Source organism: Streptomyces sp. NPDC001381 (genome assembly GCF_042895685.1).
GTDB lineage: Bacteria > Actinomycetota > Actinomycetes > Streptomycetales > Streptomycetaceae > Streptomyces.
In genome coordinates, this window is sequence record NZ_JBIAWO010000009.1 from 202953 (window position 1) to 228764 (window position 25812).

Here is a 25812-nt window from a genome sequence, read left to right on the forward strand (position 1 = left end):
ATCATGACCGCACACGCAGCCACCGCCACCCGTGCCCGTACCGGCGGCCCCCGGGACGACGGCCCGAGGATCGCCGAGCATGTCCTGGGCTGGATCCTCGTCGCCGTCGTCGCGATGTTCGTGACACAGCTGGGACTGCTGTGACCCCTGCTGCACCTGTTGCTGACGTGACCTGACCCCCGGTTCGACCTGACATACTGACGTCGTCCCGCAGACCGACGGAGACCAGGGTCGAATTGAATATCAGCCAACAGCGCGACGCCGCCCGTCCCCGGGCGAGGGGAACCGAGCGCTCACTGGCGCGTCGCGCCGAACTCATCACCATCGGGCGCAGGTTGTTCGCCGACACGTCCTACGACGCGCTCTCGATGGACGACATCGCCCGGCAGGCGCACGTCGCCAAGGGGCTGATCTACTACTACTTCCAGTCGAAGCGCGGTTACTACCTGGCCATCGTCCAGGACTCCGTCGCCGACCTGGTCTCCTTCGCGGCGAGCGGTCTCGAACTGCCCCAGGTCGACCGGGTCCAGCGCACGATCGACGGCTATCTGCGCTACGCCGAGCACAACCAGGCGGCCTTCCGCACGATCGTCAGCGGGGGCGTCGGCTTCGACACCGAGGTGCACGCCATCCGGGACGGGGTCCGCGCGGCGATCGTCGCGACCCTCGCCGAGGGCGCCTACGGCGACGGCGCCATCCCGCCCCTGCCCCGCATGGCCCTGCTCTCCTGGGTGTGCAGCGTCGAAGGGGCCACCCTCGACTGGATCGACCGCCCCGAGCTCTCCCGCGAGGTCATGTGCGACCTGCTGGTGAAGACCCTGGGCGGCGCCCTGCGCGCCATCGAGGAGATCGACCCCGCCTTCCCGGCGCCCAAGCCGGCCCGCCGGGACTGAGCGCCCGCGAGGGGCGAGGGGCCGTGGTCCCCCGCCCCGGTCACCGGGCGGCCGGGCCGGTGGCCCGCGTCAGCCGATCGCGTCGATCAGCTCACCGTCCGCCGTGTCCCCGCTCAGCTCCCAGAAGAACGTGCCGCCCAGGTGCTGGGCGTCCTTGTACCTCATCTTCCCCTCGATGGTCTTCGGGGTGTCGTAACTCCACCAGTCGCTGCCGCACTTGGCGTACGCGGTGCCGCCGACCGTGCCGGTCGCCGGGCACTTGTCCTTGAGGACCTTGTAGTCCTCGTTGCCGTCCTCCCACGTCCCGGCCGCGGGTCCGGTGGCCGTGCCGCCCGGCTTCGCCTGGGCGACACCGGTCCAGCCGCGCCCGTAGAAGCCGATGCCGAGCAGCAGTTTCCGGGACGGGATGCCCAGGCTCTTGAGCTTGGCGATCGTGTCGGCGGTGTCGTAGCCCTTCGTCGGAATCCCGGGGTAGGAACGCAGCGGCGAGTGCGGGGCCGTGGGGCCGGTGGCGGCCCAGGCGCCGAAGTAGTCGTACGTCATCGGGTTGTACCAGTCGACGTACCGGGCCGCGCCCGCGTAGTCCGCCGCCTCGATCTTGCCGCCGTCCGTGGCGTCCGCCGTGATGGCCGCCGTGATCAGTTCGCGCTTGCCGAACTTCTCGCGCAGGGCCTTCATGACGTCCCGGAACGCCTCGCGGCCGCTGGTGTCGCAGGTGAGGCCACAGGCGTTGGGGTACTCCCAGTCGATGTCGACACCGTCGAAGACGTCCGCCCACCGGGAGTTCTCGACCAGGTCGTAGCAGGACCGGGCGAAGGCCGCCGGGTCCTTGGCCGCCTCGCCGAAGCCGCCCGACCAGCTCCAGCCGCCGAACGACCAGAGGACCTTGAGGTCCGGGTGCAGCTTCTTCAGCTTGCGCAGCTGGTTGAAGTTGCCGCTGAGAGGCTGGTCGGCGGTGTCGGCGACGCCGTCCACGGACTCCTCGGCGGTGAACGGCTTGTCGGTGTCCGCCCAGGAGTCGCCGAGGGCGCACTTGCCGTCGGTGACGTTGCCGAAGGCGTAGTTGATGTGGGTGAGCCTGTCCGCGGAGCCGGACGTCTCGATGTTCTTGACGTAGTACTGGCGGCCGTAGATGCCCCAGTCGGTGAAGTAGCCCACGACCTTGGAGCCGGCGCTCGTCCCGGCCGGGCCGGGCTCGCCGGCGGTGGCGGTGCCCGCGCCGGCGAGCAGGGCGGCGCCGAGGACGGCGCAGCAGCCGGCGGACAGGAGCGTCCGGAACCGGCTGCGGGGGTGGAGCGGGGTGTGCATCGGGTGTCTCCTCGCAGGGACAGGGAGGGGATCGCACGCCGATCGGCATGAACGCGGGGAGGCGTTGGACCGAAACGGTAGGAGGACTAGACCAGTTCGGTCAATGGTTTGGACCAATCCTGCGGGTGTCCGGCCGTGCGGCGAAGGCGTCCCGCGGGCATACTCACAGCGCGAAGCCGCTGGTCGGCCACTGAGGAGGCGCCCCATGCCCGAGCGCGCGCCGGCGCCGGTGGAACGGGCCCTGCCCACGGACGAGGCCCGGGAACTCCTGGCGCTCGTCCGTGACATCGCCCGGCGAGAGATCGCCCCGACGGCCGCCGAGGAGGAGGACGCGGGGCACTTCCCGCGCGAGCTGTTCACCCTTCTGTCCGTATCGGGGCTGCTCGGTCTGCCGTACGACTCCCGGTACGGCGGCGGCGACCAGCCCTACGAGGTCTACCTCCAGGTGCTGGAGGAACTCGCCGCGGCCCGGCTCACCGTCGGGCTCGGTGTCAGCGTCCACACCCTGGCGACCTACCCGCTCGCCGTCCACGGCACCGAGGAGCAGCGGGCCGCGCATCTGCCGGGCGTCCTCGGCGGCGGGCTGCTCGGCGCGTACTGCCTGTCCGAACCGTCCTCCGGCTCGGACGCGGCCGCGCTGCGCACCAGGGCCGTGCGGGACGGGGAGGAGTGGGTGATCAGCGGCACCAAGGCCTGGACCACCCACGGCGGGATCGCCGACTTCTACACCGTCATGGCGCGCACCGGCGGCGAAGGAGCGGGCGGGATCACCGTGTTCCTGGTGCCCGGCGACGCCGACGGCCTCACCGCCGCGCCCCCGGAGAAGAAGATGGGGCTGAAGGGCTCACCCACGGCCCAGCTCCACTTCGACGGCGTACGGATCCCCGACGCGCGCCGCCTCGGCGACGAGGGTCGGGGTTTCGCGATCGCCCTGGCCGCGCTGGACTCCGGGCGGCTCGGCATCGCCGCCTGCGCGGTCGGCCTCGCTCAGGCGTCCCTGGACGAGGCGGTCGCCTACGCGACCCAGCGACGGCAGTTCGGGCGGCGCCTCGCGGACTTCCAGGGGCTGCGCTTCCTGCTCGCCGACATGGCGACCCGGGTCGAGTCGGGCCGCGCCCTGTATCTGGCGGCGGCGCGGCTGCGGGACGCCGGCCGGCCGTTCGCCCGGCAGGCGGCGATGGCGAAACTCCACTGCACCGACGCCGCGATGCAGGTCACCACCGACGCCGTCCAGGTGCTCGGCGGATACGGCTACACCGCCGACTTCCCCGTCGAACGCCATCTGCGCGAGGCCAAGGCCCTGCAGATCGTCGAGGGCACGAACCAGATCCAGCGGATGGTCATCGCCCGTCATCTGCTGGGCCCGGCTCACTGAACTGCCCCGGCCGCACCTGCGGCGCGGCCAGCCGCACCCACTCCGGGTCGTGCCGCCCGGGCAGGGTGCGGCCCCGGTCCGCCCATGTGCGGATCAGTTCCCGGTAGATGGGCGGGTCCGGCGGGGCCGGCGCGGCCGGAGCGGTCCGGGGAACCGATTCTTCGCCTCTGTGTTCCGCGCCTCCGGCATCCGCGCCGCCCGCCTCCGCGGGCGCGGCGACGAGGAGCCGGCGGTGGCGTCGGCGCACCGCGGTGTACGTAGGGGCCATACCGGGGCAACGCGGGGGCGGGACGCCAGGTCACGGCTCGTCCCGTCGAGCGTGTGTTCCCACAGGTCCCGGCCCGGTCCCGGCCGGTTCCGGCCGGTCCCGTATCCGGTCGCCGCCGTCCCGGCTGACGTATCGTCAAATCCGTTCCGGTCAGGCGTGCTTCCGTGCGCCGGCCGTCCCGGCCGGCCCTGGACGCACTGATCCTGCACCACGGCGGCCTGCGAGCCATGGTGCAGGGCAGCTACAGGGAGACGGGCTCCGAAGCCGAGCGACGAGGCTCAGGCGGCCTGGCGCCGCATCGCCGGTACGCGCATCGGGCGTGAGCCCGGGCCGCCGACGTGCGAGAAGGGCTGCATGCGCCAGTCGAGCCCCTGAGGGAGCGTCAGCAGGAGGGCGGTGTCCTGCTCCTGGGGCGCGTAGGACTCGTCCGCCGGCCGGGCCTCGGACGCCGTACGTCCCGTGCCGGCGCAGACCGTGAGCCCGAACGGGTTCCACGGCGAGGCGCACAGCGCGTGCTCCGGCAGGACCTCCTCGTCCGCCAGCAGCGCGATGGGCTGCGCGCAGTCCGGGCAGACGACCCGGTACATCTCGAAGGTGTCGTACGCGTCGAACTCGTCGGCGGCCTCGGGCTCGTCGGGTTCGACGCCCTCCGGCTCGGGCTCGACGACCGACTGGAGCCGCTTGGGCGCGGTGCGACCAGGGCGCTTAAGACTCTGCATGGGATTCTCCCCCTCGGGCTGGGCCGTGAAGGCACTGCGGCCTCGACCACAGCAAGCACTTCCCAGCCCGTCTCGGCGGTAATCACGAGGACATCACGAAGCCTTGACAGGGGCTGTGGTCTTCGTCACATGCCATCCGCAGGTGCCCCGCACGCGCCACCGGAACGCTCAGCCGGCTCACAGACGGCTCCCGGCAACTCCGGGACACATCACGAACCGGGTATGACCTGGGCTGCATCGGTATACGAGGAGATCACACGCACTGTAGGTTCTTGCGCCATGGAGGAGCTGGACCGGCAGATCGTGCAGCTGCTCGTCAAGGACGGGCGGATGAGTTACACCGACCTGGGCAAGGCCACGGGCCTGTCCACGTCGGCCGTGCACCAGCGGGTGCGCCGGCTGGAGCAGCGCGGCGTCATCCGGGGCTACGCGGCCGTCGTCGACCCCGAGGCCGTCGGCCTGCCCCTGACCGCCTTCATCTCGGTGAAACCGTTCGACCCCAGCGCCCCCGACGACATCGCCGACCGGCTGGCCGGTGTGCCCGAGATCGAGGCCTGCCACAGCGTCGCCGGGGACGAGAACTACATCCTCAAGGTGCGTGTGGCGACCCCGCACGAGCTGGAGGAGCTGCTGAGCCGGCTGCGGGCCCTCGCGGGGGTGTCGACGCGCACGACCGTCGTCCTGTCGACTCCGTACGAGGCGCGGCCGCCCCGGATCTGACTCCACCTGCGTGCGGGGCGCTCCGCGCGAGGCGCGAGACTGTTCCCCATGAGTGAGCGCACCCCCGAGCCGAAGACCGTCCTGCTCCGCCGCGGAGAGGTCCACAGCCCCGCCGACCCGTTCGCGACCGCGATGGTCGTCGAGCGCGGCCAGGTCGCCTGGGTCGGCTCGGAGGGCGCCGCCGACGCCTTCGCGGACGGCGTCGACGAGGTGGTCGACCTGGACGGCGCCCTCGTCACCCCGGCGTTCACCGACGCCCACGTCCACACCACGGCCACGGGCCTCGCCCTGACCGGCCTCGACCTCTCGGCCGCCCCCTCCCTGCCGGCGGCCCTGCGCCTCGTACGCGACTTCGCCGCCGCCCGGCCGCAGGACAAGGTGCTGCTCGGGCACGGCTGGGACGCCTCCCGCTGGCCCGAGGGGCGCCCCCCGCGGCGGGACGAACTGGACGAGGCCACCGGCGGCCGGCCGCTCTACCTCAGCCGTATCGACGTCCACTCGGCCGTGGTCACCACCGCGCTGCTGGAGCTGGCACCCCGGGCCCGCACCGAGCCCGGCTTCCAGGACGGGGAGCCGCTCACCCGCGACGCCCATCACACCGTCCGCGCCGCCGCGTTCGCAGCCGTGACGCCCGCCCAGCGTGCCGAGGCACAGCGGGCCGCCCTCGCGCACGCCGCCTCGCTCGGCATCGGCTCCGTCCACGAGTGCGCCGGACCCGCGATCTCCTCCGAGGACGACTTCACGGACCTGCTGCGGCTCGCCGCCGAGGAGACGGGGCCGCGGGTCGTCGGCTACTGGGCCGAACGCGACGTCGACAAGGCCCGGGAGCTGGGCGCGCTCGGCGCCGCCGGGGACCTGTTCGTCGACGGGGCCCTCGGCTCCCACACCGCCTGTCTGCACGCCCCCTACACCGACGCGGCCCACACCGGCACCGCCTACCTCACCGCCGCCGACGTCGCCACGCACGTGGCCGCCTGCACCGAGGCGGGCCTCCAGGCGGGCTTCCACGCGATCGGGGACGCCGCCGTGACCGCCGTGGTCGAAGGTGTGCGGGCCGCGGCGGAGAAGACCGGCCCGGCCCGCGTCCGCGCCGCCCGTCACCGCGTCGAGCACGCCGAGATGATGACGCCCGAGACCGTCGCGGCCTTCGCCGAACTGGGTCTGACCGCCTCCGTGCAGCCTGCCTTCGACGCCCTGTGGGGCGGCGAGGACGGCATGTACGCCCAGCGCCTGGGCGCCGAACGGGCCGCCACCCTGAACCCCTTCGCGGCCCTGCTGCGGGCCGGTGTCCCGCTCGCGTTCGGCTCCGACAGCCCGGTCACCCCCCTCGATCCCTGGGGCACGGTCCGCGCGGCGGCCTTCCACCGCACCCCCGGCCACCGCGTCTCCGTCCGCGCCGCCTTCACCGCCCACACCCGCGGCGGCTGGCGGGCGATCGGCCGTGACGACGCGGGCGTGCTCGTGCCGGGCGCACCGGCGGACTACGCGGTCTGGCGCACCGACGAACTGATCGTCCAGGCCCCCGACGACCGGGTCGCCCGCTGGTCCACCGACCCTCGTTCCGGCACCCCCGGGCTGCCCGATCTCACCCCCGGCACCGACCTGCCCGTGTGCCTGCGCACGGTGGTCGCGGGACGGACGGTGTTCGTACGGCCGGGCGAGTGATCTCCGGGGCCGGTGCGGGGAAGATCACCCGTCCGCACGCGGAGGCGCGGCCGGTGCCGTCTCGCCGCTGACCAGGGCATTGACGGGAAAACCGCAGGTCGAACGGCTGTTGACAGCCGACGGCGGGGGGCCGGTAGGTTCGGCCGGGTCCACCACCGGACGCCCCGCCGCAGAACGTCCGCGCACGCGCGGCGGCGCCGCTGGGTCAGGGACGGTGTGCCGCACCGGGGCACCGTCGCTGGCAGCCAGGCCCAGCGCCCGCGCCGCAGCGAGTGAACGTTCCGTCCGGCCGGGGAGGTGTGACCCGGGTGGGGCCCGGGTGCTCAGTAGACAACGGCTTTCGGTCGACCCGCAGCCAGCGGGCCCCAGGTCGGCCCGAAGGGCGCCGGGCCCCCATCCGCAGCACGCTTCGGCCCACCCGGGCGGGGTACGTACGTACATACGAGGCCAAAAGCTTGTTCTTACCCCGCTCTTGTGGAACCGACACCACCATTCGAACGTCCAGTCACGTCATCGCAGGCGGTGACCACTATGGTGGTGGCCTGCGTACGGACACGAAGGGGCAGCAGTGAACGACGGCGACGGGACCCTCGCGGCACAGGACCGGGGGAGACAGTTCGGTCCGCTGGGCACGGCCCTGGTGATCATCCCCACCTACAACGAGGCGGAGAACATCAGGAGCATCGTCGGCCGGGTGCGCAAGGCCGTCCCCGAGGCCCACGTCCTCGTGGCCGACGACAACAGCCCCGACGGCACCGGCAAGCTCGCCGACGAACTGGCCGCCGCCGACGACCAGGTCCAGGTGCTGCACCGCAAGGGCAAGGAAGGCCTCGGCGCCGCCTATCTCGCCGGCTTCCACTGGGGCCTGGAGAACGGCTACGGCGTCCTGATCGAGATGGACGCCGACGGCTCCCACCAGCCCGAGGAACTGCCCCGGCTGCTCACCGCGCTCAAGGGTGCCGACCTGGTCCTGGGCTCCCGCTGGGTGCCGGGCGGCCGGGTCGTGAACTGGCCCAAGTCGCGCGAGGTCATCTCCCGCGGCGGCAGTCTCTACTCCCGCCTCGCCCTCGACCTGCCCCTGCGTGACATCACCGGCGGCTACCGCGCCTTCCGGCGGGAGACCCTGGAGGGCCTCGGCCTCGACGAGGTCGCCTCCCAGGGCTACTGCTTCCAGGTCGACCTGGCCCGCCGCGCCGTCAAGGCCGGCTTCCATGTCGTCGAGGTCCCCATCACCTTCGTCGAGCGCGAACTCGGCGACTCCAAGATGAGCCGCGACATCCTCGTCGAGGCGCTGTGGCGGGTCACGGCGTGGGGCGTGGGGGAGCGAGTGGGCAAGATCACCGGACGGAGCGCGGAGCAGCATCCCGGACGGCCGCAGGCCCAGCCGCCCGCCGAGCCGCGGGCCCAGGCACCCGTCGAGCCGCGGGCCCAGGCACCCGTCGAGCCGCGGGCCCAGGCACCCGCCGAGCCCCACGGCAACGGCTGATCGTCCCCTTATGCCGCTCTGAGCCGGGTCCGGGCACACTGGAAGCATGACGACCGGCGCACCGATCCCTTCGTACCCCGCTTCCGCCTCTCCCCCCGCCCGGCCCCGGCGCTCGCGTCTGCGGACGTTCCTGCCGCTGGGGCTCGCCGCGTGGCTGGTCCTGGAGATCTGGCTGCTGACCGCCGTCGCGGGCGCGACGAACGGGCTCGTGGTCTTCCTGCTCCTCGCCGCCGGTGTCGTGCTCGGCTCGGTGGTCGTCAAGCGGGCGGGCCGACGGGCCTTCCGCAATTTGAACGAGGCGCTCCAGCGGGGCGGCCCGCCCTCGCAGGGCTCCGGCAACGGCCTGATGATGCTCGGCGGCCTGCTGCTGATGATCCCGGGCCTGATGTCCGACGCCGTCGGCCTGCTGTTGCTGCTCCCGCCGGTCCAGAAGGCGGTGAGCCGCTCCGCCGAGCGGACGGTCGAGCGCAAGCTCCGTGAGGCCACCCCGGGCAGCCTGGGCGACGCCTTCCAGCAGGCCCGCATCCACCGGCCGGACGGCAAGGTGGTGCAGGGCGAGGTCATCAGGGACGAACAGCCGTAACGGTCCCGGCGCCGGCCGGCTGTTCCAGCCCGTCCGGCGTCCGGCCGCGCCTCCCACAGCCGGTCGCCGCGCCCCCGCACGCACAGTCGGTCGCTCAGCACAAAGACCGCGGGCGCCGTACGCATGTCGCGTACGGCGCCCGCGGTCATTGGCGTGCGCTGTTGAAGCCGGCCCCAGCCCCGCGGGGCTACGCGGACTTGCGGCTGTCGCGGGGATGCACCGCCAGGTTCATCGCCCCGGACCGCAGAACGGCGAGCCGCTCCTCGAGGACCTCTTCGAGTTCCTCGCGGGTCCGCCGCTCCATCAACATGTCCCAATGCGTACGCGCGGGCTTGGCCTTCTTCTCCTCAGGGCCGTCGCCGTCCACAAGGAGTGCAGGGGCTCCGCAGACCTTGCACTCCCACTCCGGCGGGATCTCCGCCTCGACCGAGAAGGGCATCTCGAAGCGGTGCCCCTTCTCGCATGCGTACTCCACGGCCTGGCGCGGGGCCAGGTCGATGCCGCGGTCCGTCTCGTAGCTGGTCACCACGAGGCGCGTGCCGCGAAGAGCTCGCTCACTCATGAATCGTGCCTCCCGGGCTTGTCGCCCACAGGACAGGTGTCGCTGTCGTCGTCATCCGGTCAACGTCCGGTCGGCGGTAAAGATTCCCGTTCCGAGTCCCGTTCCGGGTCATGCGTCGCCGTCGTAGCCGCAGCCTTGTCAACCAGTGCAGTACCCACCGGCGCCCGGTTTGTCACATCTGCAAGGAGATGTCACCCAGCGTTTCGGCATCTTTGACGCGCAGTAACGGTACGCCTGGCAGGCCAAACGCGTACACTACCGCCCTTTCGCCTCCAGCGCTAAATCCGCTCGGGCACGGGGTTCCCGACGGCGCCGATCGCCCGCCGCACCGGGACCCGCGCGAGCAGCGCGAACCCGATGACGAAGAAGGCCACCAGGGAGATGATCGCGTCCCGGTAGCTTCCGGTCAGCTGGTACGTGACGCCGAACAGCAGCGGCCCCAGCCAGCTCATCCCGCGATCGCTCATCTCGTACGCGGAGAAGTACTCGGCCTCCTTGCCGGGCGGGACCAGGTGGGAGAACAGGGAGCGGGAGAGGGCCTGGCTGCCGCCGAGGACCAGCCCGATCGCGGCCGCGAGCAGGAAGAAGCCGAGCGGCGCCCCGGCCGGCAGGAAGTAGCCGGCGCCCAGGGTGAGCGTCCAGGCCACCAGCGAGCCGAGGATCGTGTGCTTCGCCCCGTATCTGCGGGCGAGCCGCCCCATCCCCAGGGCGCCGGCGACGGCCAGCACCTGCACCAGCAGCACGGCGCCGATGAGCGTGGACTGGCTGAGCCCGAGCTCCTCGGCGCCGTAGACCGACGCCTGGGAGATCACGGTCTGGATGCCGTCGTTGTAGACGAGGTACGCGAGGAGGAAGGCGAGGGTGAGCGGGTGGCGGCGCATGTCGCGGACCGTCGACACGAGCTGGCGCAGCCCCGGAGCCGTCGCCTCCCCCACCGCGGCCGGCCGGCCGCGGTCGCGCAGCCGCAGCAACGGGATGATCGTGAAGCCGCCCCACCACAGCCCCGCGGAGGCCAGACAGATCCGCACGGCCGTCGACGCCGAGACGCCGAAGGAGTCGTGCGCGAGATACAGGACCAGGTTCGCGACCAGCACCAGGGAGCCCGCCGCGTACCCGAAGGCCCAGCCGCGCGAGGAGACCGCGTCGCGTTCCTCGGGCGGGGCGATCTGCGGCAGGTAGGAGTTGTAGAGCATCATCGCGACCGACTGGGCCGCGTTCGCCACGACCAGCAGCACCCCGCCGAGCAGATAGCGGTCACCGGCCAGGAAGAACATGCCGGCGGTGGCCGCGGCGCCCAGGTAGGCGGCGGCGCCCAGCAGCGGCTTCTTGCGTCCGGTGCGGTCGGCGGCCGCGCCCACCAGGGGCATCACCAGGACGGCCACGATCACCGACAGCGACACCGAGTACGCGAAGAACGAGCCCGCGCGGACCGGTATGCCGAGGGGATGGACGTAGCCGCCGGCGTCCGCCGCCTCCTTGGCGACCGAGGTCAGATACGGCCCGAGGAACACGGTGAGCACGCTCGTCGAGTAGACGGAGCACGCCCAGTCGTAGAAGTACCAGCCGCGCTGCTCGCGCCGCCGCCCCGCGGCCTCGTCGGACGCCGCCGTCCGCACGGTCTCGGTGCCCACCCGCACCCTCGCTTCCCCTGGTGCGAAGGCTTCGACGGCGGTGTCCGGCCGCTCAGGCCCAGACGCCCCGCTCCTCCATGACCTTGCGCAACGTGTCGATGTGATCGGTCATGATGCCATCCACTCCCAGGTCCAGGAGCCGGTGCATCCGATCGCCGTCGTTGACCGTCCACACGTGCACCTGCAACCCGCGCGCGTGGGCGGTCCGTACGAAGCGGGGGTCCACGACCTGGATGCCCGACTGGGTCTCCGGCACCTGCGCGGCCACCGCCGACCGGCGCAGCGCCGCGGGCACCCCCCAGGACCGCAGCCGCAGGTTGAGCACCCCCCGGGTGCCGTACGACGTCGCCAGGCGCGGCCCGGCCAGCCGCTGGGCGCGCACCACCCGCGCCTCGGAGAACGAGCCGACGCAGACCCGGTCCCAGGCGCCCGTGCGCGCGATGAGGCCCAGCAGCGGGTGCAGCGCGGGCTCGGCCTTGATGTCGACGTTCCAGCGCACCTCGGGGAAGGTCTCCAGCAGCTCCTCGAACAGCGGCACGGACTCCTTGCCCGCCACGCGCGCGTGCCGTACGTCCGCCCACGGCAGGTCGGCGATGCGGCCGGCGCCGTCGGTCACCCGGTCCAGCGTCGCGTCGTGGAAGGCGACGAGCCTGCCGTCCCGGGTGGCGTGCACATCGGTCTCGATGTAGCGGTACCCCGTCCCCACCGCGCGCCGGAACTGCGACACGGTGTTCTCCATGCCGTCCGCGGCCCCGCCGCGGTGCGCGAACGGGATGGGTCCCGGATGGTCGAGGTAGGGGTGGCGTACAGGTGCGGTCACCTGCGCAGTATCGCTCCCCGGGGTGTCCCCGTGGCAACGACCGTGCTGCCGCCGGATGCCGGCGGAACGGCGAACACCCGCAGGAAGAACTGCGCGAGCGGACCGATCGACACCGCGTAGAGCAGCGTGCCGACGCCGACGGTGCCCCCGAGGACGAAGCCGGTCACCACGACCGCCAGCTCGATCGTCGTCCGCAGGGTGCGGATCGAGCGGCCGGTGCGCCGGTGCAGTCCGGTCATCAGTCCGTCACGCGGCCCCGGCCCGAAGGCGGCGGCGATGTAGAGGCCGGTGGCCGCGCCGTTGAGCACGACGCCCGTCACCAGAAGGGGAACACGCACGGCCAGCGCGTGCGCCTCGGGAACCGCCGCGAGGGCGCCGTCCATCGCGATGCCGATGACGAAGACGTTGGAGACCGTGCCGAGGCCCGGGCGCTGACGCAGCGGGATCCACAGCAGCAGCACGACCGCACCCACGATGATCAGCACGACGCCGATCGTCAGGCCGGTGCGCTCGGCCAGGCCCTGGTGCAGCACGTTCCAGGGTTCCAGGCCGAGGCCCGCCTTGACGAGCAGAGCCGAACTGAACCCGTAGAGCACGAGCCCCCCGTACAACTGGACCAGCCGCCGTATGAGATGTCCCCTGGCCTGCACGTGGTGCCCCCCTGTGGTGGTAGTGGCCTGACCCGTGCCACTCTGTGGCTTGGAAGGAATCGCCATCCATGGCCAATTCGGGGAAGGTGGACTGGTAACCATGGCGCAGTGGACCTCCGCGGTGGGGGCCGCCCAGCTCGCGCGGCTGCTCACGTCCCAGCAGGACCGTCCGGCGGGCCCGGGCACGCGCCGCCCGCCCGCCTACCGCGCGCTCGCCGACGGCATCCGGCTGCTGGTGCTCGAGGGTCGTGTCCCGGTGGCCGCCCGGCTGCCCGCCGAGCGCGAACTGGCCCTGGCCCTCTCCGTGAGCCGCACGACGGTCGCCGCCGCCTACGAGGCGCTGCGGGCCGAGGGCTTCCTGGAGTCCCGGCGCGGTGCCGGCAGCTGGACGGCCGTCCCGGCGGGCAATCCGCTGCCCGCGCGCGGCCTGGAACCGCTGCCGCCCGAGGCTCTCGGTTCGATGATCGACCTGGGCTGCGCGGCCCTCCCGGCACCGGAGCCGTGGCTCACCCGCGCCGTCCAGGGCGCGCTGGAGGAACTGCCTCCCTACGCCCACACGCACGGCGACTACCCGGCGGGCCTGCCCGCGCTGCGCTCGATGATCGCCGAGCGGTACACCGCGCGCGGGATTCCGACGATGCCCGAGCAGATCATGGTGACGACCGGCGCCATGGGCGCCATCGACGCCATCTGCCATCTCTTCGGCGGGCGCGGCGAGCGCATCGCCGTCGAGTCGCCCTCCTACGCCAACATCCTCCAGCTCATGCGCGAGGCGGGTGCCCGGCTGGTGCCCGTCGCCATGGCCGAGGGGCTCGCCGGCTGGGACATGGACCGCTGGCGTCAGGTGCTGCGCGAGGCGGCGCCGCGCATCGCGTACGTCGTCGCCGACTTCCACAACCCCACCGGCGCGCTGGCCGACGAGGACCAGCGGCGGCGGCTGGTGGAGGCCGCCCGGTCCGCCGGGACCGTGCTGATCGCCGACGAGACGATGACCGAGCTGTGGCTCGACGACGACGTCGAGATGCCGCGGCCCGTGTGCGGGTTCGACCCCGCCGGGTCGACGGTGATCACGGTCGGTTCGGCGAGCAAGGCCTTCTGGGCGGGGATGCGCATCGGCTGGGTGCGCGCGGCCCCGGACGTCATCCGCAGCCTGGTCGCCGCCCGCGCCTACGCCGACCTGGGAACCCCCGTGCTGGAGCAGCTCGCGGTGAACTGGCTGTTCAGCACCGGGGGCTGGGAGCAGGCCGTCGAACTGCGCCGGGCGCAGGCCCGGGAGAACCGGGACGAGCTGGTCGCGGCGGTGCGGCGGGAGCTGCCGGACTGGGAGTTCTCCGTGCCGAAGGGCGGGCTGACCCTGTGGGTGCGGGCCGGGGGGCTGTCCGGGTCGCGGCTCGCCGAGGCGGGGGAGCGGGTCGGGGTGCGGGTGCCCTCCGGACCGCGCTTCGGGGTCGACGGCGCCTTCGAGGGGTATGTGCGGCTGCCGTTCACCGTGGGGGGAGCGGTGGCGGAGGAGGCGGCCGCCCGGCTGGCCGCGGCGGCCCGGATCGTGGAGAGCGGGGGGACGGTGGGCACCGAAGGGCCGCGTACGTTCGTCGCGTAGCGCGCGTGGGCGGCGGGCGGGTGGGACCGGGAAGGTCCACCCGCCCGCCGTGGTGGTTCCGGCGCACCCGGCCGGCGCTACTCCGCGACCGCCACCTCCACCGGCACCGGAAGCGACTCCGTCTCCGCGTCCGCCGGGGTGCTCCGCGGCGGCAGCAGCTCCAGCACCGCCTGCCGCTGCGCGTCGCTCGTGGCGTCGTCGTACGGATCCGGTGTGGCCGGCACCTGGAGCCGGTGCACCGGACCCGACCCCAGCCGGGCGTACCCGCGTCCCGGCGGGACCTGGTCGACGGGCGTGGTGTGCGGGGGAGCGCCGAGGACGGAGGCCAGCCGGCCGGCCGAGGCGGGCCCGAGCACGACCCGCGCGCGGGTGTGCTGCAGTACGGCGTCGCTCAGCAGGTCCAGGCAGTCGAACTGCTCGGCCACGACCACCGTGACCGAGGCCGCCCGGCCGTGCCGCAGCGGGACCTGAAGGAGTGCCTGGGGATCGGTGCGGCCGTCCGCCTCCGCCAGCGGGGTGAAGGCGGTGGGGCGGTCGAGGAGGATCCACAGCGGACGCCTGGTGTCGTCCGGTGGGGTCTGTCCCGCCTGGCGGGCCTGGTTCGCCGCGATCAGCCGGCGCTCGGTCTCCTGCGCCGCCCACTCCAGGCTGGTCAGCGCCCCCGCCAGCCCGACCTCGACACCCAGGACGCCGTCCCGGCCGGTGAGGCAGGCGTACTCGCCGGTGCCGCCGCCCTCGACGACCAGGACGTCGCCGTACCGGAGGGCCTGGAGCGCGAGGGAACGCAGCAGGGTCGAGGTGCCGGTGCCGGGCTGCCCGACCACGAGCAGATGCGGCTCGGTGGAGCGGGCACCGGTGCGCCAGACGACCGGCGGGACGTCACGCTGTTCCTCTCCGTGGGTGAGAGGGAGCGTGCGCTGGACGCGGGTGGGGTCGGTGAAGCCCAGGACGGTCTCGCCGGGCGCGGTGACGAAGCGCTGCGCGGTGATGTCGGTGGGCAGCGGGGCGAGGACGCCGACCGTCAGCTCGTTGCCCTCCTCGTCCCAGGTGAAGAGGTACTCACGGCCGCGGCCCGACTTGGCGGTGAGCAGCTGCTCGACCCGCGCGCGGGGCTCGGTCTCGCCGTCCGGGAAGTAGGCCGGGTAGCGGATCACGAGATGCGTGACGCGGCCCGAGCCGTCGAACTCGTACGCGGGGAAGGCCTTCTCCCACTCACCGCCGTGGGCGTAGAGGGGAGAGGGGTCGTCGGCCGTCGAGAAGTACGGGACCAGGGCCTCGTACAGCGACTGGAGCCGCTCGGCCTGCGACTCGTCGGGGCCGTCGGGAGCCGGTGGGGTGCGGTCCCGGCCCTGCCAGGCCGCCGCCGCCATCAGGGTGATGACGGCGAGCAGCGGGCCGTACGGCACGAGGGCCACGACCAGGATCACCGAGGCGGCCAGGAACAGCAGCGGCCCGCGCCTGTCCTTGGGGGTCTCGGCCCATCTGCGCCGCCCGGCCGAGGCCAGCCGGCGCAGCCCGCGGGTGATCGTGATCAGCGGATGGAGGACGTCGGTGGCGCTGTCGGCCGCCGTCCGGGCCAGCTCCCGGCTCCGGGCGATCTGCGCGCTGCCTGTGCTCAGGATGCGGGGGAGGGGGCGCCGGGCCACTGCTGTCTCCTGGAGGTGCGTACGGACGGGACGGGCGGCGTCAGAACTTGATGCCGCCGAGCAGGCCGGCCAGGCTCTCGCCGCCCGCCTTGATGCTCGGGGCGATGGCCGTGCTCGCCAGGTAGAAGCCGAACAGGGCCGAGACGCAGGCGTGCGAGGCCTTCAGTCCGTCCTTGCGGAAGAACAGGAAGACGATGATGCCGAGCAGGACGACGCCTGAGATGGACAGGATCATGGGGGATCTCCTGGTTCGTGGGGACAGTCACCATGAGTACTTCCAGGATCACAGGATGTATCCATACGATAAAAGGTGCAACTGGGTGAATTTCTATCGATTTCCCCCCTGTGGCGGAACGTCTTGGGGGCCGCCTGAGCAGGAGAATTGCGGCGAACGGGTCTCCTCGTGATCTTTGCCTCGGACGGGACCACCCATGTGTGCGGCGAGCCAGTACGCTGGCGATTCACCTGAACGGTTGTAGCGAGTTGTGAGCGAGAGGCGGTCCCGGCCGATGACTGAAGCCCCCGACCCCGAGGTCGTGGAGCTGGCGACCAAGATCTTCGATCTGGCCCGGCAGGGGCGGACCGAGGAGCTCGTGGCGTACGTCGACGCGGGCGTGCCGGCCGACCTCACCAACGACCGGGGCGACTGCCTGGTGATGCTCGCCGCCTACCACGGCCACGCCGACGCGGTCCGGGCCCTGCTGGCCCGCGGCGCCGACGCGGACCGGATCAACGACCGCGGACAGACGCCGCTCGCCGGTGCCGCCTTCAAGGGCGAGACCGAGGTGATCAAGGTCCTTCTCGAGGCGGGCGCCGACCCGTCCGCGGGCACCCCCTCGGCCGTCGACACGGCCCGGATGTTCGCCAGGACCGAGCTGCTGGAGCTGTTCGGCGCGGTACGGGCCGACGGCTCATGAACAGGTAATACGAAGTTCCTGACCAGGTAAATCAACGACCACGGGGGAGGCGGTACGGGGCCGCCGGAAATTTCGGTCGCGGCAGGCAGAACAGCCGGGTCATCATGACGACGTGATTCACGGACGCGATGGCTGGGCAGGTGTTGCCGCACCGCGCGGGCCGTGATGCGGTCCGCATGGGCCACCGACGAGAGGCAGAGGAAGATGGTCTACAGCAAGCAGGAAACGGCGGGCGCCCCGACGTGTTGTCACGCGGCCAGGTAGTGCACGTCCCCGGTTGCGTCGACGCTTGATGTGAGGCTGTTTCCCATGTTCGATCCGGTCATAGCGCCCAGCGGTACGCTGCTCGGCCTCCTGCAGAGGGGTCGCGGCGACGGCACGCTGCACGCGCTCACCGCCCCGCGCGCCGAAGCGCTCGCGGCACTCAACCACTGTGTCCTGCGCGATCCCCGCCACGACTGGCAGGTGGAGAACCGCTCCCTGTACTACGCCCGGCTCTTCCTCGACCTCAACGGCGACCTGGACGAGATCGAGGCGCATCTCTTCGACGTCGAGGACGCCTTCGACACCGAGGAGTCCCGCACGGGCCTCGCCCTGGCCGTGCTGGGCCACCTGGCCTCCTACGGCAGGCCGGACGCCCTCGAACTGCTGCGCAGATACGCCGCCACGGGCACCAACTGGGCCTGGGCCCTGGACGAACTCGCCCTGCGCGACGACGACGCCGGGCTGCGCGCCCTGGCCACGCCGGTGCTCGCACGGTTCGCGACCGACGCCGAGGGCGAGGCCGAGCTGGCCGCCGCCGTCCGCGACGCTTTCGAGCCACGGCCCTGGCGGCTGTGGGCCGAGGATCCCCGCGAGTACGTCTCCGCACGCGTGCGTGCCGCCCAGGAAGCCGGCTGCTTCGACCGCTGGCAACGCCAGATGAGCCCCAGCGGGCCCCGCCCCGGCTGGAGCGTGCGGGCCGTGTTCGAGTGGGCCCAGCAGGGCCTGGAACGCGGCGCGGCCCTGCACGTCCCCGCCGCCCGCTGTCTCACGGCCGTGGCCGGACCCGAGGACCGGCCGGAGATCGTGCAGGCCGCCAAGGACGGCGGCGAGGGCGCCCGGTGCACCGCCCTGCGCTATCTCGCCGACTGCAACGATCCCGACGCCCTGCTGCTGATCGAGCAGGCCGTGGCCACCGGCTCCACCGGTGTCGTCGAGGCCGCCGTGGACGCCTTCGAACGCATGCGCAGCATCGCCGCCGTCGACCGGGCCCGCGGCTGGGCCCACCGGCCCGACGCCCTCGGCGCCGCCGCGGGCCGCATGCTCGCCTGCCGGGGCGGCACGCGGGACAGCGACCTGGTCCTCGGCGCCCTGCGCGAGGCCGTGCGCGGCGAGGGCTGCGACGCGCCGACCCTGTGGACCCTCGTCGACGGCGCCGGACGCCTCGGCATCGTCTGCGCCGCGCCCGTACTGCGCCACATCTACCGCGAGACGGCCTCCTCGCACCTGCGGCAACGCTGCGCCCGCGCCCTCGCCGCCACCGACCCCTCCTTCGCCACCGGCTTCGCCGTCGAATGCCTGTGGGACTGCGAGGAGGCCACCCGCGAGATCGCCGCCCGGCACGCCGAGACCGGTGACGCCCGGGTCGTGGAGCGCCTGCGCAGGCTCGCCGCCGACCCGGCCGAGGAGGCGGAGGTCCAGACGGCCGTACGCAGCCGGATCGGACCGGACGCGGCGTCCGCCATGTAGCCGGGCACCAGCTCGGGCGGGAGCCGGATGGACCCTGGCCGGATCCGGATGCGGACCCTGGCGGGAACCCGGATACGGACCTGGCGGGAGCCGTGGGCGACCCGGGGGGACCCGGACTCGGCCGGAGGGGCACGTGCGCCCGCCGGGTGAACGCGGGACGACGCACGGGGCAGGCGGGCATGGACACCGTCTGACCTGCCAGGGCGTGGGTGCTGACCTGCGACGGCGAGGGCGGCGCGCCCCGTGCCGCGCACCGCGCGACGTGCGCCGGCGCACGCAGCGCAACGCTCATGGGACGTTTGTCGTCCGGAAAGATCCACGTTGACGCGGCCACGTCCAGAGCGGCGACAACACCGGTATGCGTGTCGTCATCGTGACCGAATCCTTTCCCCCCGACGTGAACGGCGTGGCCCACTGCGCGCTCCAGACCGCCCGGCACCTCGTAGATCGCGGTCACCTCCCGCTCGTCGTCGCACCGGCCACCGCCGCCGGTACCGGGCCGGACGCCCTGGCGCCGTGCCCCGTCGTCCGTGTCCCCTCCCTCCCGCTCCCGGGCTACCCCCAGGTCCGCGTCGCCCTCCCCAGCCGACGCGTCGCCGCGGCCATCGCCGAACACCGCGCCGACCTGGTCCACCTGGCCAGCCCGTTCGTCCTCGGCGTCCGCGGCATGGCGGCCGCCGCGAAGCTCGGCGTCCCCGCCGTCGCCGTCTACCAGACCGACCTGGCCGGATACGCCCGCACCTACATGGGCGCCGGTGAGGCCACGGCCTGGCGGCGCATCCGCACCGTCCACGCCGCCGCCGACCTCACCCTCGCCCCTTCCACCGCCGCCCGGCACGACCTGGAGACGCACGGCATACCCCGGGTCAAGCTGTGGCGGCGCGGGGTCGACACCCTCCGCTTCGGTCCCGGGCACCGCGACCCGGCCCTGCGCCGCGAACTCGCCCCGAACGGCGAACTGATCGTCGGATACGTCGGCCGGCTCGCCCCCGAGAAGCAGGTCGAACTGCTGTCCGGGGTGTGCGGTCTGGAGGGCGTGCGGGTCGTGGTGGTGGGCGACGGCCCCAGCCGCGCCCACCTGGACGAGGCGCTGCCCGGTGCGGTCTTCCTCGGCCGGCGCACGGGGGACGACCTCGCCCGGATCTTCGCCTCGCTGGACGTCTTCGTGCACACGGGCCCCTTCGAGACGTTCTGCCAGACCGTCCAGGAGGCCATGGCCAGCGGTGTGCCGGTGGTGGCGCCGGCCGCGGGCGGCCCGCTGGACCTGGTGGCCCACGGGCGCACCGGCCTGCTGGTCCCGCCGCGCGACGCGACCGCCGTACGGGAGGCGGTGGCGGCCCTGGCAGCCGATCCCGCGTTGCGGGCGCTGTACGGCGACGCCGGGCGCGCCACGGTCGAGGGACGCACCTGGGCCGCCGTCGGCGATCAGCTCATCGGGCACTACGGGGACGTGCTGGCCGCGCGCGGCCTGGTGGTGGCGGCATGAGCGCGGGGTCGAGGCCGGGGGCGGGAGCCGGGGCAGGGTTCGGATCCGCGTGCGGGACCGGGTCCGGGACCGCGTCCGGGTCCCGGTCCGGGACCGGGTCCGCGTCCGGGTCTGGGTCGGGGCCGGGCTCGGGGTCCGGGCCGAGGTCTGGGTCTGGGTCGGGCTCGGGGTCTGGGTCGAGGTCTGGGTCGGGGTCTGGCTCGGCGTCGGGGTCGCTGAGGATCGTGCGCCTGGCCAACTTCGTGGCCCCCGCCTCGGGCGGACTGCGCACCGCGCTGCGCGAACTCGGCAAGGGCTACCGCGAGGCGGGCCACGCGCCCGTCCTGATCGTGCCGGGCGAGCGGGCGAGCGACCGGGAGACCGAGCAGGGCCGGGTGATCACGCTGCCCGGGCCGCTGCTGCCCGGCACCGGCGGCTACCGCGTCCTCACCGGCAAACGGCGCCTCGCCCGCCTTCTCGAGGATCTCGCGCCCGACCGCCTGGAGGTCTCGGACCGTACGACGCTGCGCTGGACCGGCAAGTGGGCGCGGCGCGCCCGCGTCCCCGCCGTGATGGTCTCCCACGAGACCGCCGACGGCGTGCTGCGCACCTGGGGCGTGCCGGAGGCGGCCGCCCGGCGGACCGCCGACGCGCTCAACATCCGTACCGCGCACACGTACGCGCGTGTGGTGTGCACCACCGAGTTCGCCGAGCGGGAGTTCGTGCGGATCGGGGCACGGAACGTGGTGCGCGCCCCGCTCGGCGTCGACCTCGTCGAGCGGCATCCCGCGCTGTCCGACGCGGGGCTGCGGGCCCGGTACGCGCGCGAGGACGAGGTCCTGCTGGTCACCTGCACGCGGCTGTCCGTGGAGAAGCGGCCAGGTACGGCGCTCGACGCCCTCGCGGAACTGGTGGCGCGGGGGGTGCGGGCGGTGCTGGTGGTCGCCGGGGACGGACCGCTGCGGCCGCGGCTGGAGCAGCGGGCCCGGGAGCGGGGGCTGCCGGTGACCTTCCTGGGCCACGTGTCCGACCGGGGTGCCCTCGGCGCGCTGCAGGCCTCCGCCGACGTGTGCCTGGCGCCGGGGCCTGCGGAAACGTTCGGGCTGGCCGCGCTGGAGGCGATGGCCTGCGGGACGCCGGTGGTGGTGAGCGCCTCCTCGGCACTGCCCGAGGTGATCGGCACGGCGGGGGCCGTCGCGGCCGACCGCGGGACCGCTTTCGCGGACGCGGTCGAGAAGCTTCTGGCCCGTTCCCGGGAGGAGCGCCGGGGGGAGGCACGCGCCCGTGCGGAGTGCTTCGGGTGGGGAGCGGCGGTGGAGGCGTTTCTCGCGGCGCACGATGCGGCGATGCCGTGCCGTCCCGTCGGGGGCGGAGGGACGGCGGGGGAGCGCGGAGACGTGAGCGGTGCGTCGGGACGGGCGCGTTCTGACGCGAGCGGTGGGACGGGACGGGCACGTTCTGACGTGGGCTTTGCGACGGGACGGACTCGTTCCGACGACTGCGCAGCGTCGGGCCGCGGGCGTTCCGACGCGGGCGGCGCGACGGCAGCGGAGCGTCCTGACGACGGCGTCGCGACGGTACCGGTACGTCCCTTCGTGCCCGGAGGTCTGGGATGAGACGGGTCCGTTTCGTCGCCCTGGGCGACTCCCTCACCGAGGGCGTGGGTGACCCGGCGGGTGACGGCCTCCGTGGCTGGGCCGCGCTGCTGGCCGGCGGGCTCGCCGGGCCGGGGGACGAGGGGTGCCCGGCACCCGTGGAGTTCACCAACCTCGCGGTCAGCGGGGCCCAGACCCGGGACGTGCTGGAACGGCAGCTCCCGGCCGGACTGGCGCTGCGGCCGGATGTCGTCTCCGTCGTCGTGGGCGTGAACGACACGCTGCGCTGCACGTTCGACATCCACGCCGTCGCCGCCCGGCTCGACACGGTGTACGGCGCCTTCGCCGAGCGGGGCGCGGTCCTGCTCACCGCGTGCCTGCCCGATCCGGGCGCCATGCTCGGCCTGCCCGGAGCCCTGGCCCGTCCGCTGGCCCGCCGGCAGCGCGCCGTCAACGCCGTGGTCCACGCGCTGTCCGACCGGTACGGAGCCGTCCATCTCCACGCGGCGGAGGGCGCCTGGCTGACGGACCGCGCGATGTGGAGCGCGGACCGGCTGCACCCGGGCGAGCGGGGGCACCGGCAACTGGCCGTGCGCTTCCACGCCCTGCTGGCGGAGGCGGGCCTGGCCACCGGACCCGCGCCCGCGCCCGAGCCCGAGTTCCCGGCGCCGACGACCTCGGCGAGCCTGTGGTGGCTGGCGACGGCGGGCACCGGCTGGGTGGCCCGGCGCTGCACCGACCTGCTGCCCCAGCTGCTCAGCCTGGCCGTCGACGAGATGCGCCACCGGGCCCGGGGGACGAGCGCCCGGCTCGACCTGCGGGCGGCAGCGGCGGTCTCCGCGGCGCTGGCCGCGCTGTCGGCGACGGAACCACAGCCGGGCGCCGCCCAGGAGACCCCGGGCGCCTGCGTCACCCCGGCCGCCCGCGAGGTCGTGGCCCTTCTGCGGGGCGTGGCCTGACTGACGCCCGGGCGGCGCACGACGGCCGTCCGCGTCCCGTCGCCCCGGACGCCTCGCACCTCAGCGTCGGCGTACGGCCACGAAGCGGACCGGGGTACCGGGCACCGCCTGGGCGGCGGCCGGGAGGTCGGCCGCGCGGACGACCCCGATCACCGGGTAGCCCCCGGTGGTCGGATGGTCGGCCAGGAAGACCACCGGCCGGCCGTCGGGGGGTACCTGCACGGCGCCCAGGACCATGCCCTCACTGGCCAGTTCACCGGTGAGGGCGCGCTCCAGGGCGGGTCCCTCGGTGCGCAGGCCGATGCGGTTGCTCGCCGGGGACACGCGGTACGCGCGTGCGGTGAAGGCGCGGACGGCCCCCGGCGTGAACCAGTCGTCGCGCGGGCCGAGCGTGACCCGGAGGACGAGCTCGTCCGGGGGAGCGGTCTGCGGGGCGACGTCCACGCGCGTGTGCGGGACGGGTTCGGGGCCCAGCGGCAGGACCGTGCCGTCCGTGAGCGGCTCGGGGCCGAGGCCCGAGAGCAGGTCGGTGGAGCGGCTGCCGAGGACCGGCTCGACGGTGATGCCGCCGGACACCGCCACGTAGGCGCGCAGCCCGCGGACGGCGGACCCGACGTCGAGGACGGCCCCGGCCGGCACCCGCACGGGAGCGCCCCAGGCGGCCGGTCGTCCGTCCACCGTGACCGGGCAGGGCGCGCCCCCGACCGCCACGGTGACGGTGGAACGGGGCCGCACGGCGCAGCCGTTGACGGTGGTCTCCAGGACCGCCGCTCCGGGCGGGTTGCCGACGAGCCGGTTGACGAGGGCCGCCGCGGGGGCGTCCAGCGCACCGGAGCGGGGCACGCCGAGGTGGGCGTGTCCGGGGCGCCCCTGGTCCTGCACGGTGGTGAGCGCCCCCGCGCGGACGACGGAGAGAGCGCGGTCGGTCACCCGGCACCCACCGGCTCCGCCGCGACGAAACGCACCCGCGTCCCCGGCGACAGCAGCGCGGCCGGTACGCGCGCGTGGTCCCACAACACCATGTCCGTGCTGCCGATCAGCTGCCAGCCGCCCGGCGACGAACGCGGGTAGACCCCCGTGTACGGCCCGGCCAGCGCCACCGAGCCGGCCGGCACCGCCGTGCGCGGCGTGGCCCTGCGCGGGACGTCGTAGCGCGAGGGGAGACCGGTGAGGTACCCGAAGCCGGGCGCGAAGCCGCAGAAGGCGACCCGGAACTCGGTGTCCGCGTGGATGCGGGCCACCTCACGCGCCGGTACGCCCCAGTGGGCGGCGACGTCGGCGAGGTCGGGGCCGTCGTAGCGCACCGGAAGCTCGATCACCTCACGCGCCCGCGGGGCGGCGGGCGGGATCTCCGTGGCGGTCAGTTCGGACGTCAGCCGGACCGGGTCGTCCACACCGTCCAGGAGCACCGTCCGGGCCGCGGGGACGATCTCGCGGGCGGTGAGCAGTCCGGCCGCGCGGCGGCGCACCAGTTCCGCGTGCAGCGCCTCCGCTTCCGCGCCCGAGGCCACCTCGACGAGCAGGGCGTCGTCGCCGACGGGCAGGACCCGCATACTCATGCGAAGGCCTCCACCCGCACACCCGACTCCTCCAGCCGTCGCCGGACCCGGCGGGCCAGTTCCACCGCGCCGGGCGTGTCGCCGTGCAGACACAGGGAACGCGCGCGTACCGCGATGGCCGCCCCTGCGTGGGAGGTGACGGTACCGGTGCGCGCCAGGCTCACCGACCGCTCGACCACGGCGTCCGGATCGGTGACCACGGCCCCGGCCCGCGCGCGCGGCACGAGCGTGCCGTCGTCGGTGTACGCGCGGTCCGCGAAGGCCTCCGTGACGCCCGGCAGCCCCGCCTCGCGGGCCAGGTCCAGCAGACGCGAGCCGGGCAGTCCGAGCACGGGCAGCGTGGCGTCGGCGAGGAGCACCCCGTCGACCACCGCGCCGGCCTGCTCCTCGTCGTGCACGACCCGGTTGTAGAGCGCGCCGTGCGGCTTGACGTACGCCACGCGTGCTCCCGCCGCCCGGGCGAAGACCTCCAGAGCGCCGATCTGGTAGGCCACTTCGGCGGCCAGTTCGTCGGGCGGCACGTCCATGGCGCGCCGCCCGAACCCCGCGAGGTCCCGGTAGGAGACCTGCGCCCCGATCGTCACGCCCCGCTCGGCCGCCAGCTCGCACACCCGCCGCATGGTGGCGGCGTCCCCGGCGTGGAAGCCGCAGGCCACGTTGGCGCTCGTCACGACGGACAGCAACTGCTCGTCGTCCGTGAGCTCCCAGCGGCCGAAGCCCTCGCCGAGGTCGGCGTTCAGATCGATCGCGGTCATGGTTCCTTCGTGCTTCCTTCCTGGTTCTCCGGGTCCGCCGCTCAGGCCACGCGGTACTGCTCGTCGCGGGCGTCGGTGAGGAACATCTGCCCCGGGGCGTGGGTGAGGGCGAACGGCGGACGCGAGGCCGTCACCGCGGCCTGCGGGGTCACACCGCAGGCCCAGAACACCGGGATGTCGTCCGGTTCGGCGTCCACCGGGTCGCCGAAGTCGGGCCGGCCGAGGTCGTCGATGCCCAGTCCCGACGGATCGCCGCAGTGTACGGGGCTGCCGTGCACCGCCGGGAGCAGGCTGCTCTCCCGGATGGCGGCCGCCAGGTGCCGCGGCGGCACGGGGCGCATCGACACCACCATCGGGCCGTGCAGCCGTCCCGCCGGCCGGCACTGACGGTTCGTCACGTACATCGGGACGTTGCGCCCCTGTTCGAGGTGGCGGATCGGGACGCCGGCCCCGGCCAGCGCCCACTCGAAGGTGAAGCTGCAGCCGATCAGGAACGACACCAGGTCCTGCCGCCAGTACGCGCGCACGTCCGTCGGCTCGTCCACCAGCTCCCCGTTCTCCCACACCCGGTAGCGCGGCAGATCGGTCCGCAGGTCGGCGCCCTCGGCCAGGACCGTCGTCCAGGCACCGGCGTCCGTGACGTCGAGGACCGGACACGGTTTCGGGTTGCGCTGACAGAAGAGCAGCATGTCGTACGCCCAGTCCACGGGCACCGAGATCAGGTTGACCTGGGTGTGGCCCGCAGCGACCCCGGCCGTGGGGCCCGCGAGGCCCTCCCGGAAGCGGGCCCGGGCGGTTTCGGGACTCCACGCGTGCGCGTGCTCGTCGACGAGGGTCAGGGGCCGGTCTTCTCCGGCGGCCGACGGCGTGGCGGCCGGCGGGCGGTCCTCGGTGAGGATCGGACG

At 73.8% G+C, this 25812-nt stretch carries 25 protein-coding genes; 13 read left to right on the forward strand and 12 right to left on the reverse strand.

Annotation, left to right across the window (positions count from 1 at the left end):
* Window positions 1–3: 3 nt before the first annotated feature.
* Both ACFY2L_RS31610 and ACFY2L_RS31615 read left to right on the forward strand, forming a co-directional pair.
* The gene (locus ACFY2L_RS31610; protein WP_390824067.1) at window positions 4–144 is read left to right on the forward strand and encodes an SCO1431 family membrane protein; all 141 of its coding nucleotides are present in this window, start codon (window positions 4–6) and stop codon (window positions 142–144) included.
* Between the two features lie 92 nt (window positions 145–236).
* Window positions 237–893, forward strand: coding sequence for a TetR/AcrR family transcriptional regulator (locus ACFY2L_RS31615; RefSeq protein ID WP_390824068.1), 657 nt, complete (start codon window positions 237–239; stop codon window positions 891–893).
* Between the two features lie 69 nt (window positions 894–962).
* Here the strand turns inward: ACFY2L_RS31615 and ACFY2L_RS31620 are convergent, their stop codons facing one another.
* Entirely contained in the window at window positions 963–2201 is a 1239-nt protein-coding gene (locus ACFY2L_RS31620) for a glycoside hydrolase family 18 protein (protein WP_390662384.1), read from the reverse strand.
* Window positions 2202–2406: 205 nt separating this feature from the next.
* Here ACFY2L_RS31620 and ACFY2L_RS31625 point away from each other — a divergent pair, with 205 nt between their 5' ends.
* Window positions 2407–3576, forward strand: coding sequence for an acyl-CoA dehydrogenase family protein (locus tag ACFY2L_RS31625; RefSeq protein WP_390824069.1), 1170 nt, complete (start codon window positions 2407–2409; stop codon window positions 3574–3576).
* A gap of 546 nt (window positions 3577–4122) precedes the next feature.
* On the opposite strand, the gene ACFY2L_RS31630 is transcribed toward ACFY2L_RS31625, so the two are convergent.
* Complete coding sequence (locus ACFY2L_RS31630; protein ID WP_390662386.1) at window positions 4123–4563, reverse strand: hypothetical protein; 441 nt, start codon at window positions 4561–4563, stop codon at window positions 4123–4125.
* 279 nt (window positions 4564–4842) lie between these two features.
* On the opposite strand from ACFY2L_RS31630, the gene ACFY2L_RS31635 reads away from it, so the two are divergent.
* The 4 genes from ACFY2L_RS31635 to fxsA all read left to right on the forward strand — a co-directional run bounded on the left by ACFY2L_RS31635 (window position 4843) and on the right by fxsA (window position 9017).
* Entirely contained in the window at window positions 4843–5283 is a 441-nt protein-coding gene (locus tag ACFY2L_RS31635) for an Lrp/AsnC family transcriptional regulator (protein ID WP_390662387.1), read from the forward strand.
* 48 nt (window positions 5284–5331) lie between these two features.
* Window positions 5332–6948, forward strand: a complete 1617-nt coding sequence (locus ACFY2L_RS31640) for an amidohydrolase (RefSeq protein WP_390824070.1) — start codon at window positions 5332–5334, stop codon at window positions 6946–6948.
* A 568-nt stretch (window positions 6949–7516) separates the two neighbouring features.
* Window positions 7517–8434 (forward strand): glycosyltransferase, encoded by a 918-nt coding sequence (locus ACFY2L_RS31645; protein WP_390824071.1) that lies wholly within the window; start codon window positions 7517–7519, stop codon window positions 8432–8434.
* Window positions 8435–8480: 46 nt separating this feature from the next.
* Entirely contained in the window at window positions 8481–9017 is a 537-nt protein-coding gene (gene fxsA / locus ACFY2L_RS31650) for an FxsA family membrane protein (protein WP_390662390.1), read from the forward strand.
* A 187-nt stretch (window positions 9018–9204) separates the two neighbouring features.
* Here fxsA and ACFY2L_RS31655 read toward each other — a convergent pair whose 3' ends face one another.
* The 4 genes from ACFY2L_RS31655 to ACFY2L_RS31670 all read right to left on the reverse strand — a co-directional run bounded on the left by ACFY2L_RS31655 (window position 9205) and on the right by ACFY2L_RS31670 (window position 12746).
* Window positions 9205–9579 (reverse strand): RNA polymerase-binding protein RbpA, encoded by a 375-nt coding sequence (locus ACFY2L_RS31655; RefSeq protein ID WP_020128921.1) that lies wholly within the window; start codon window positions 9577–9579, stop codon window positions 9205–9207.
* 278 nt (window positions 9580–9857) lie between these two features.
* Entirely contained in the window at window positions 9858–11210 is a 1353-nt protein-coding gene (locus ACFY2L_RS31660) for an MFS transporter (RefSeq protein ID WP_390824072.1), read from the reverse strand.
* A gap of 52 nt (window positions 11211–11262) precedes the next feature.
* Entirely contained in the window at window positions 11263–12030 is a 768-nt protein-coding gene (locus ACFY2L_RS31665) for a glycerophosphodiester phosphodiesterase (RefSeq protein ID WP_390824073.1), read from the reverse strand.
* Entirely contained in the window at window positions 12027–12746 is a 720-nt protein-coding gene (locus tag ACFY2L_RS31670; RefSeq protein ID WP_390662393.1) for a YitT family protein, read from the reverse strand. The genes ACFY2L_RS31665 and ACFY2L_RS31670 overlap by 4 nt, the downstream gene beginning before the upstream one ends.
* 34 nt (window positions 12747–12780) lie before the next feature.
* On the opposite strand from ACFY2L_RS31670, the gene ACFY2L_RS31675 reads away from it, so the two are divergent.
* Window positions 12781–14280: a PLP-dependent aminotransferase family protein gene (locus ACFY2L_RS31675; RefSeq protein WP_390662394.1), complete on the forward strand. Its 1500-nt coding sequence runs from the start codon at window positions 12781–12783 to the stop codon at window positions 14278–14280.
* Window positions 14281–14357: 77 nt separating this feature from the next.
* On the opposite strand, the gene ACFY2L_RS31680 is transcribed toward ACFY2L_RS31675, so the two are convergent.
* Window positions 14358–15926, reverse strand: a complete 1569-nt coding sequence (locus tag ACFY2L_RS31680) for a hypothetical protein (protein WP_390824074.1) — start codon at window positions 15924–15926, stop codon at window positions 14358–14360.
* Between the two features lie 40 nt (window positions 15927–15966).
* Window positions 15967–16161, reverse strand: a complete 195-nt coding sequence (locus tag ACFY2L_RS31685) for a hypothetical protein (protein WP_133916307.1) — start codon at window positions 16159–16161, stop codon at window positions 15967–15969.
* A 274-nt stretch (window positions 16162–16435) separates the two neighbouring features.
* Between ACFY2L_RS31685 and ACFY2L_RS31690 the strand changes: the two genes are divergently transcribed.
* From ACFY2L_RS31690 to ACFY2L_RS31710, 5 genes are all read left to right on the forward strand, one after another.
* Window positions 16436–16843 (forward strand): ankyrin repeat domain-containing protein, encoded by a 408-nt coding sequence (locus ACFY2L_RS31690; protein WP_390824075.1) that lies wholly within the window; start codon window positions 16436–16438, stop codon window positions 16841–16843.
* Window positions 16844–17152: 309 nt separating this feature from the next.
* Complete coding sequence (locus tag ACFY2L_RS31695; protein WP_390824076.1) at window positions 17153–18574, forward strand: HEAT repeat domain-containing protein; 1422 nt, start codon at window positions 17153–17155, stop codon at window positions 18572–18574.
* Window positions 18575–18932: 358 nt separating this feature from the next.
* The gene (locus ACFY2L_RS31700) at window positions 18933–20060 is read left to right on the forward strand and encodes a glycosyltransferase family 4 protein (protein ID WP_390824077.1); all 1128 of its coding nucleotides are present in this window, start codon (window positions 18933–18935) and stop codon (window positions 20058–20060) included.
* Between the two features lie 215 nt (window positions 20061–20275).
* The gene (locus ACFY2L_RS31705; RefSeq protein WP_390824094.1) at window positions 20276–21655 is read left to right on the forward strand and encodes a glycosyltransferase; all 1380 of its coding nucleotides are present in this window, start codon (window positions 20276–20278) and stop codon (window positions 21653–21655) included.
* Window positions 21652–22593, forward strand: a complete 942-nt coding sequence (locus tag ACFY2L_RS31710; protein ID WP_390824078.1) for an SGNH/GDSL hydrolase family protein — start codon at window positions 21652–21654, stop codon at window positions 22591–22593. Before ACFY2L_RS31705 ends, ACFY2L_RS31710 begins: the two co-directional genes overlap by 4 nt.
* A 60-nt stretch (window positions 22594–22653) precedes the next feature.
* Here the strand turns inward: ACFY2L_RS31710 and ACFY2L_RS31715 are convergent, their stop codons facing one another.
* The 4 genes from ACFY2L_RS31715 to ACFY2L_RS31730 are packed head-to-tail and all read right to left on the reverse strand — an operon-like array spanning window position 22654 to window position 25806.
* A complete protein-coding gene (locus ACFY2L_RS31715; RefSeq protein ID WP_390662400.1) occupies window positions 22654–23523 on the reverse strand; it encodes a biotin-dependent carboxyltransferase family protein in 870 nt (289 codons plus the stop codon).
* Complete coding sequence (locus ACFY2L_RS31720) at window positions 23520–24146, reverse strand: allophanate hydrolase subunit 1 (protein ID WP_390662426.1); 627 nt, start codon at window positions 24144–24146, stop codon at window positions 23520–23522. Before ACFY2L_RS31720 ends, ACFY2L_RS31715 begins: the two co-directional genes overlap by 4 nt.
* A gap of 2 nt (window positions 24147–24148) precedes the next feature.
* Complete coding sequence (locus tag ACFY2L_RS31725) at window positions 24149–24907, reverse strand: LamB/YcsF family protein (protein WP_390662401.1); 759 nt, start codon at window positions 24905–24907, stop codon at window positions 24149–24151.
* Between the two features lie 41 nt (window positions 24908–24948).
* Entirely contained in the window at window positions 24949–25806 is an 858-nt protein-coding gene (locus ACFY2L_RS31730) for a putative hydro-lyase (protein WP_390662427.1), read from the reverse strand.
* Between the last annotated feature and the right edge of the window lie 6 nt (window positions 25807–25812).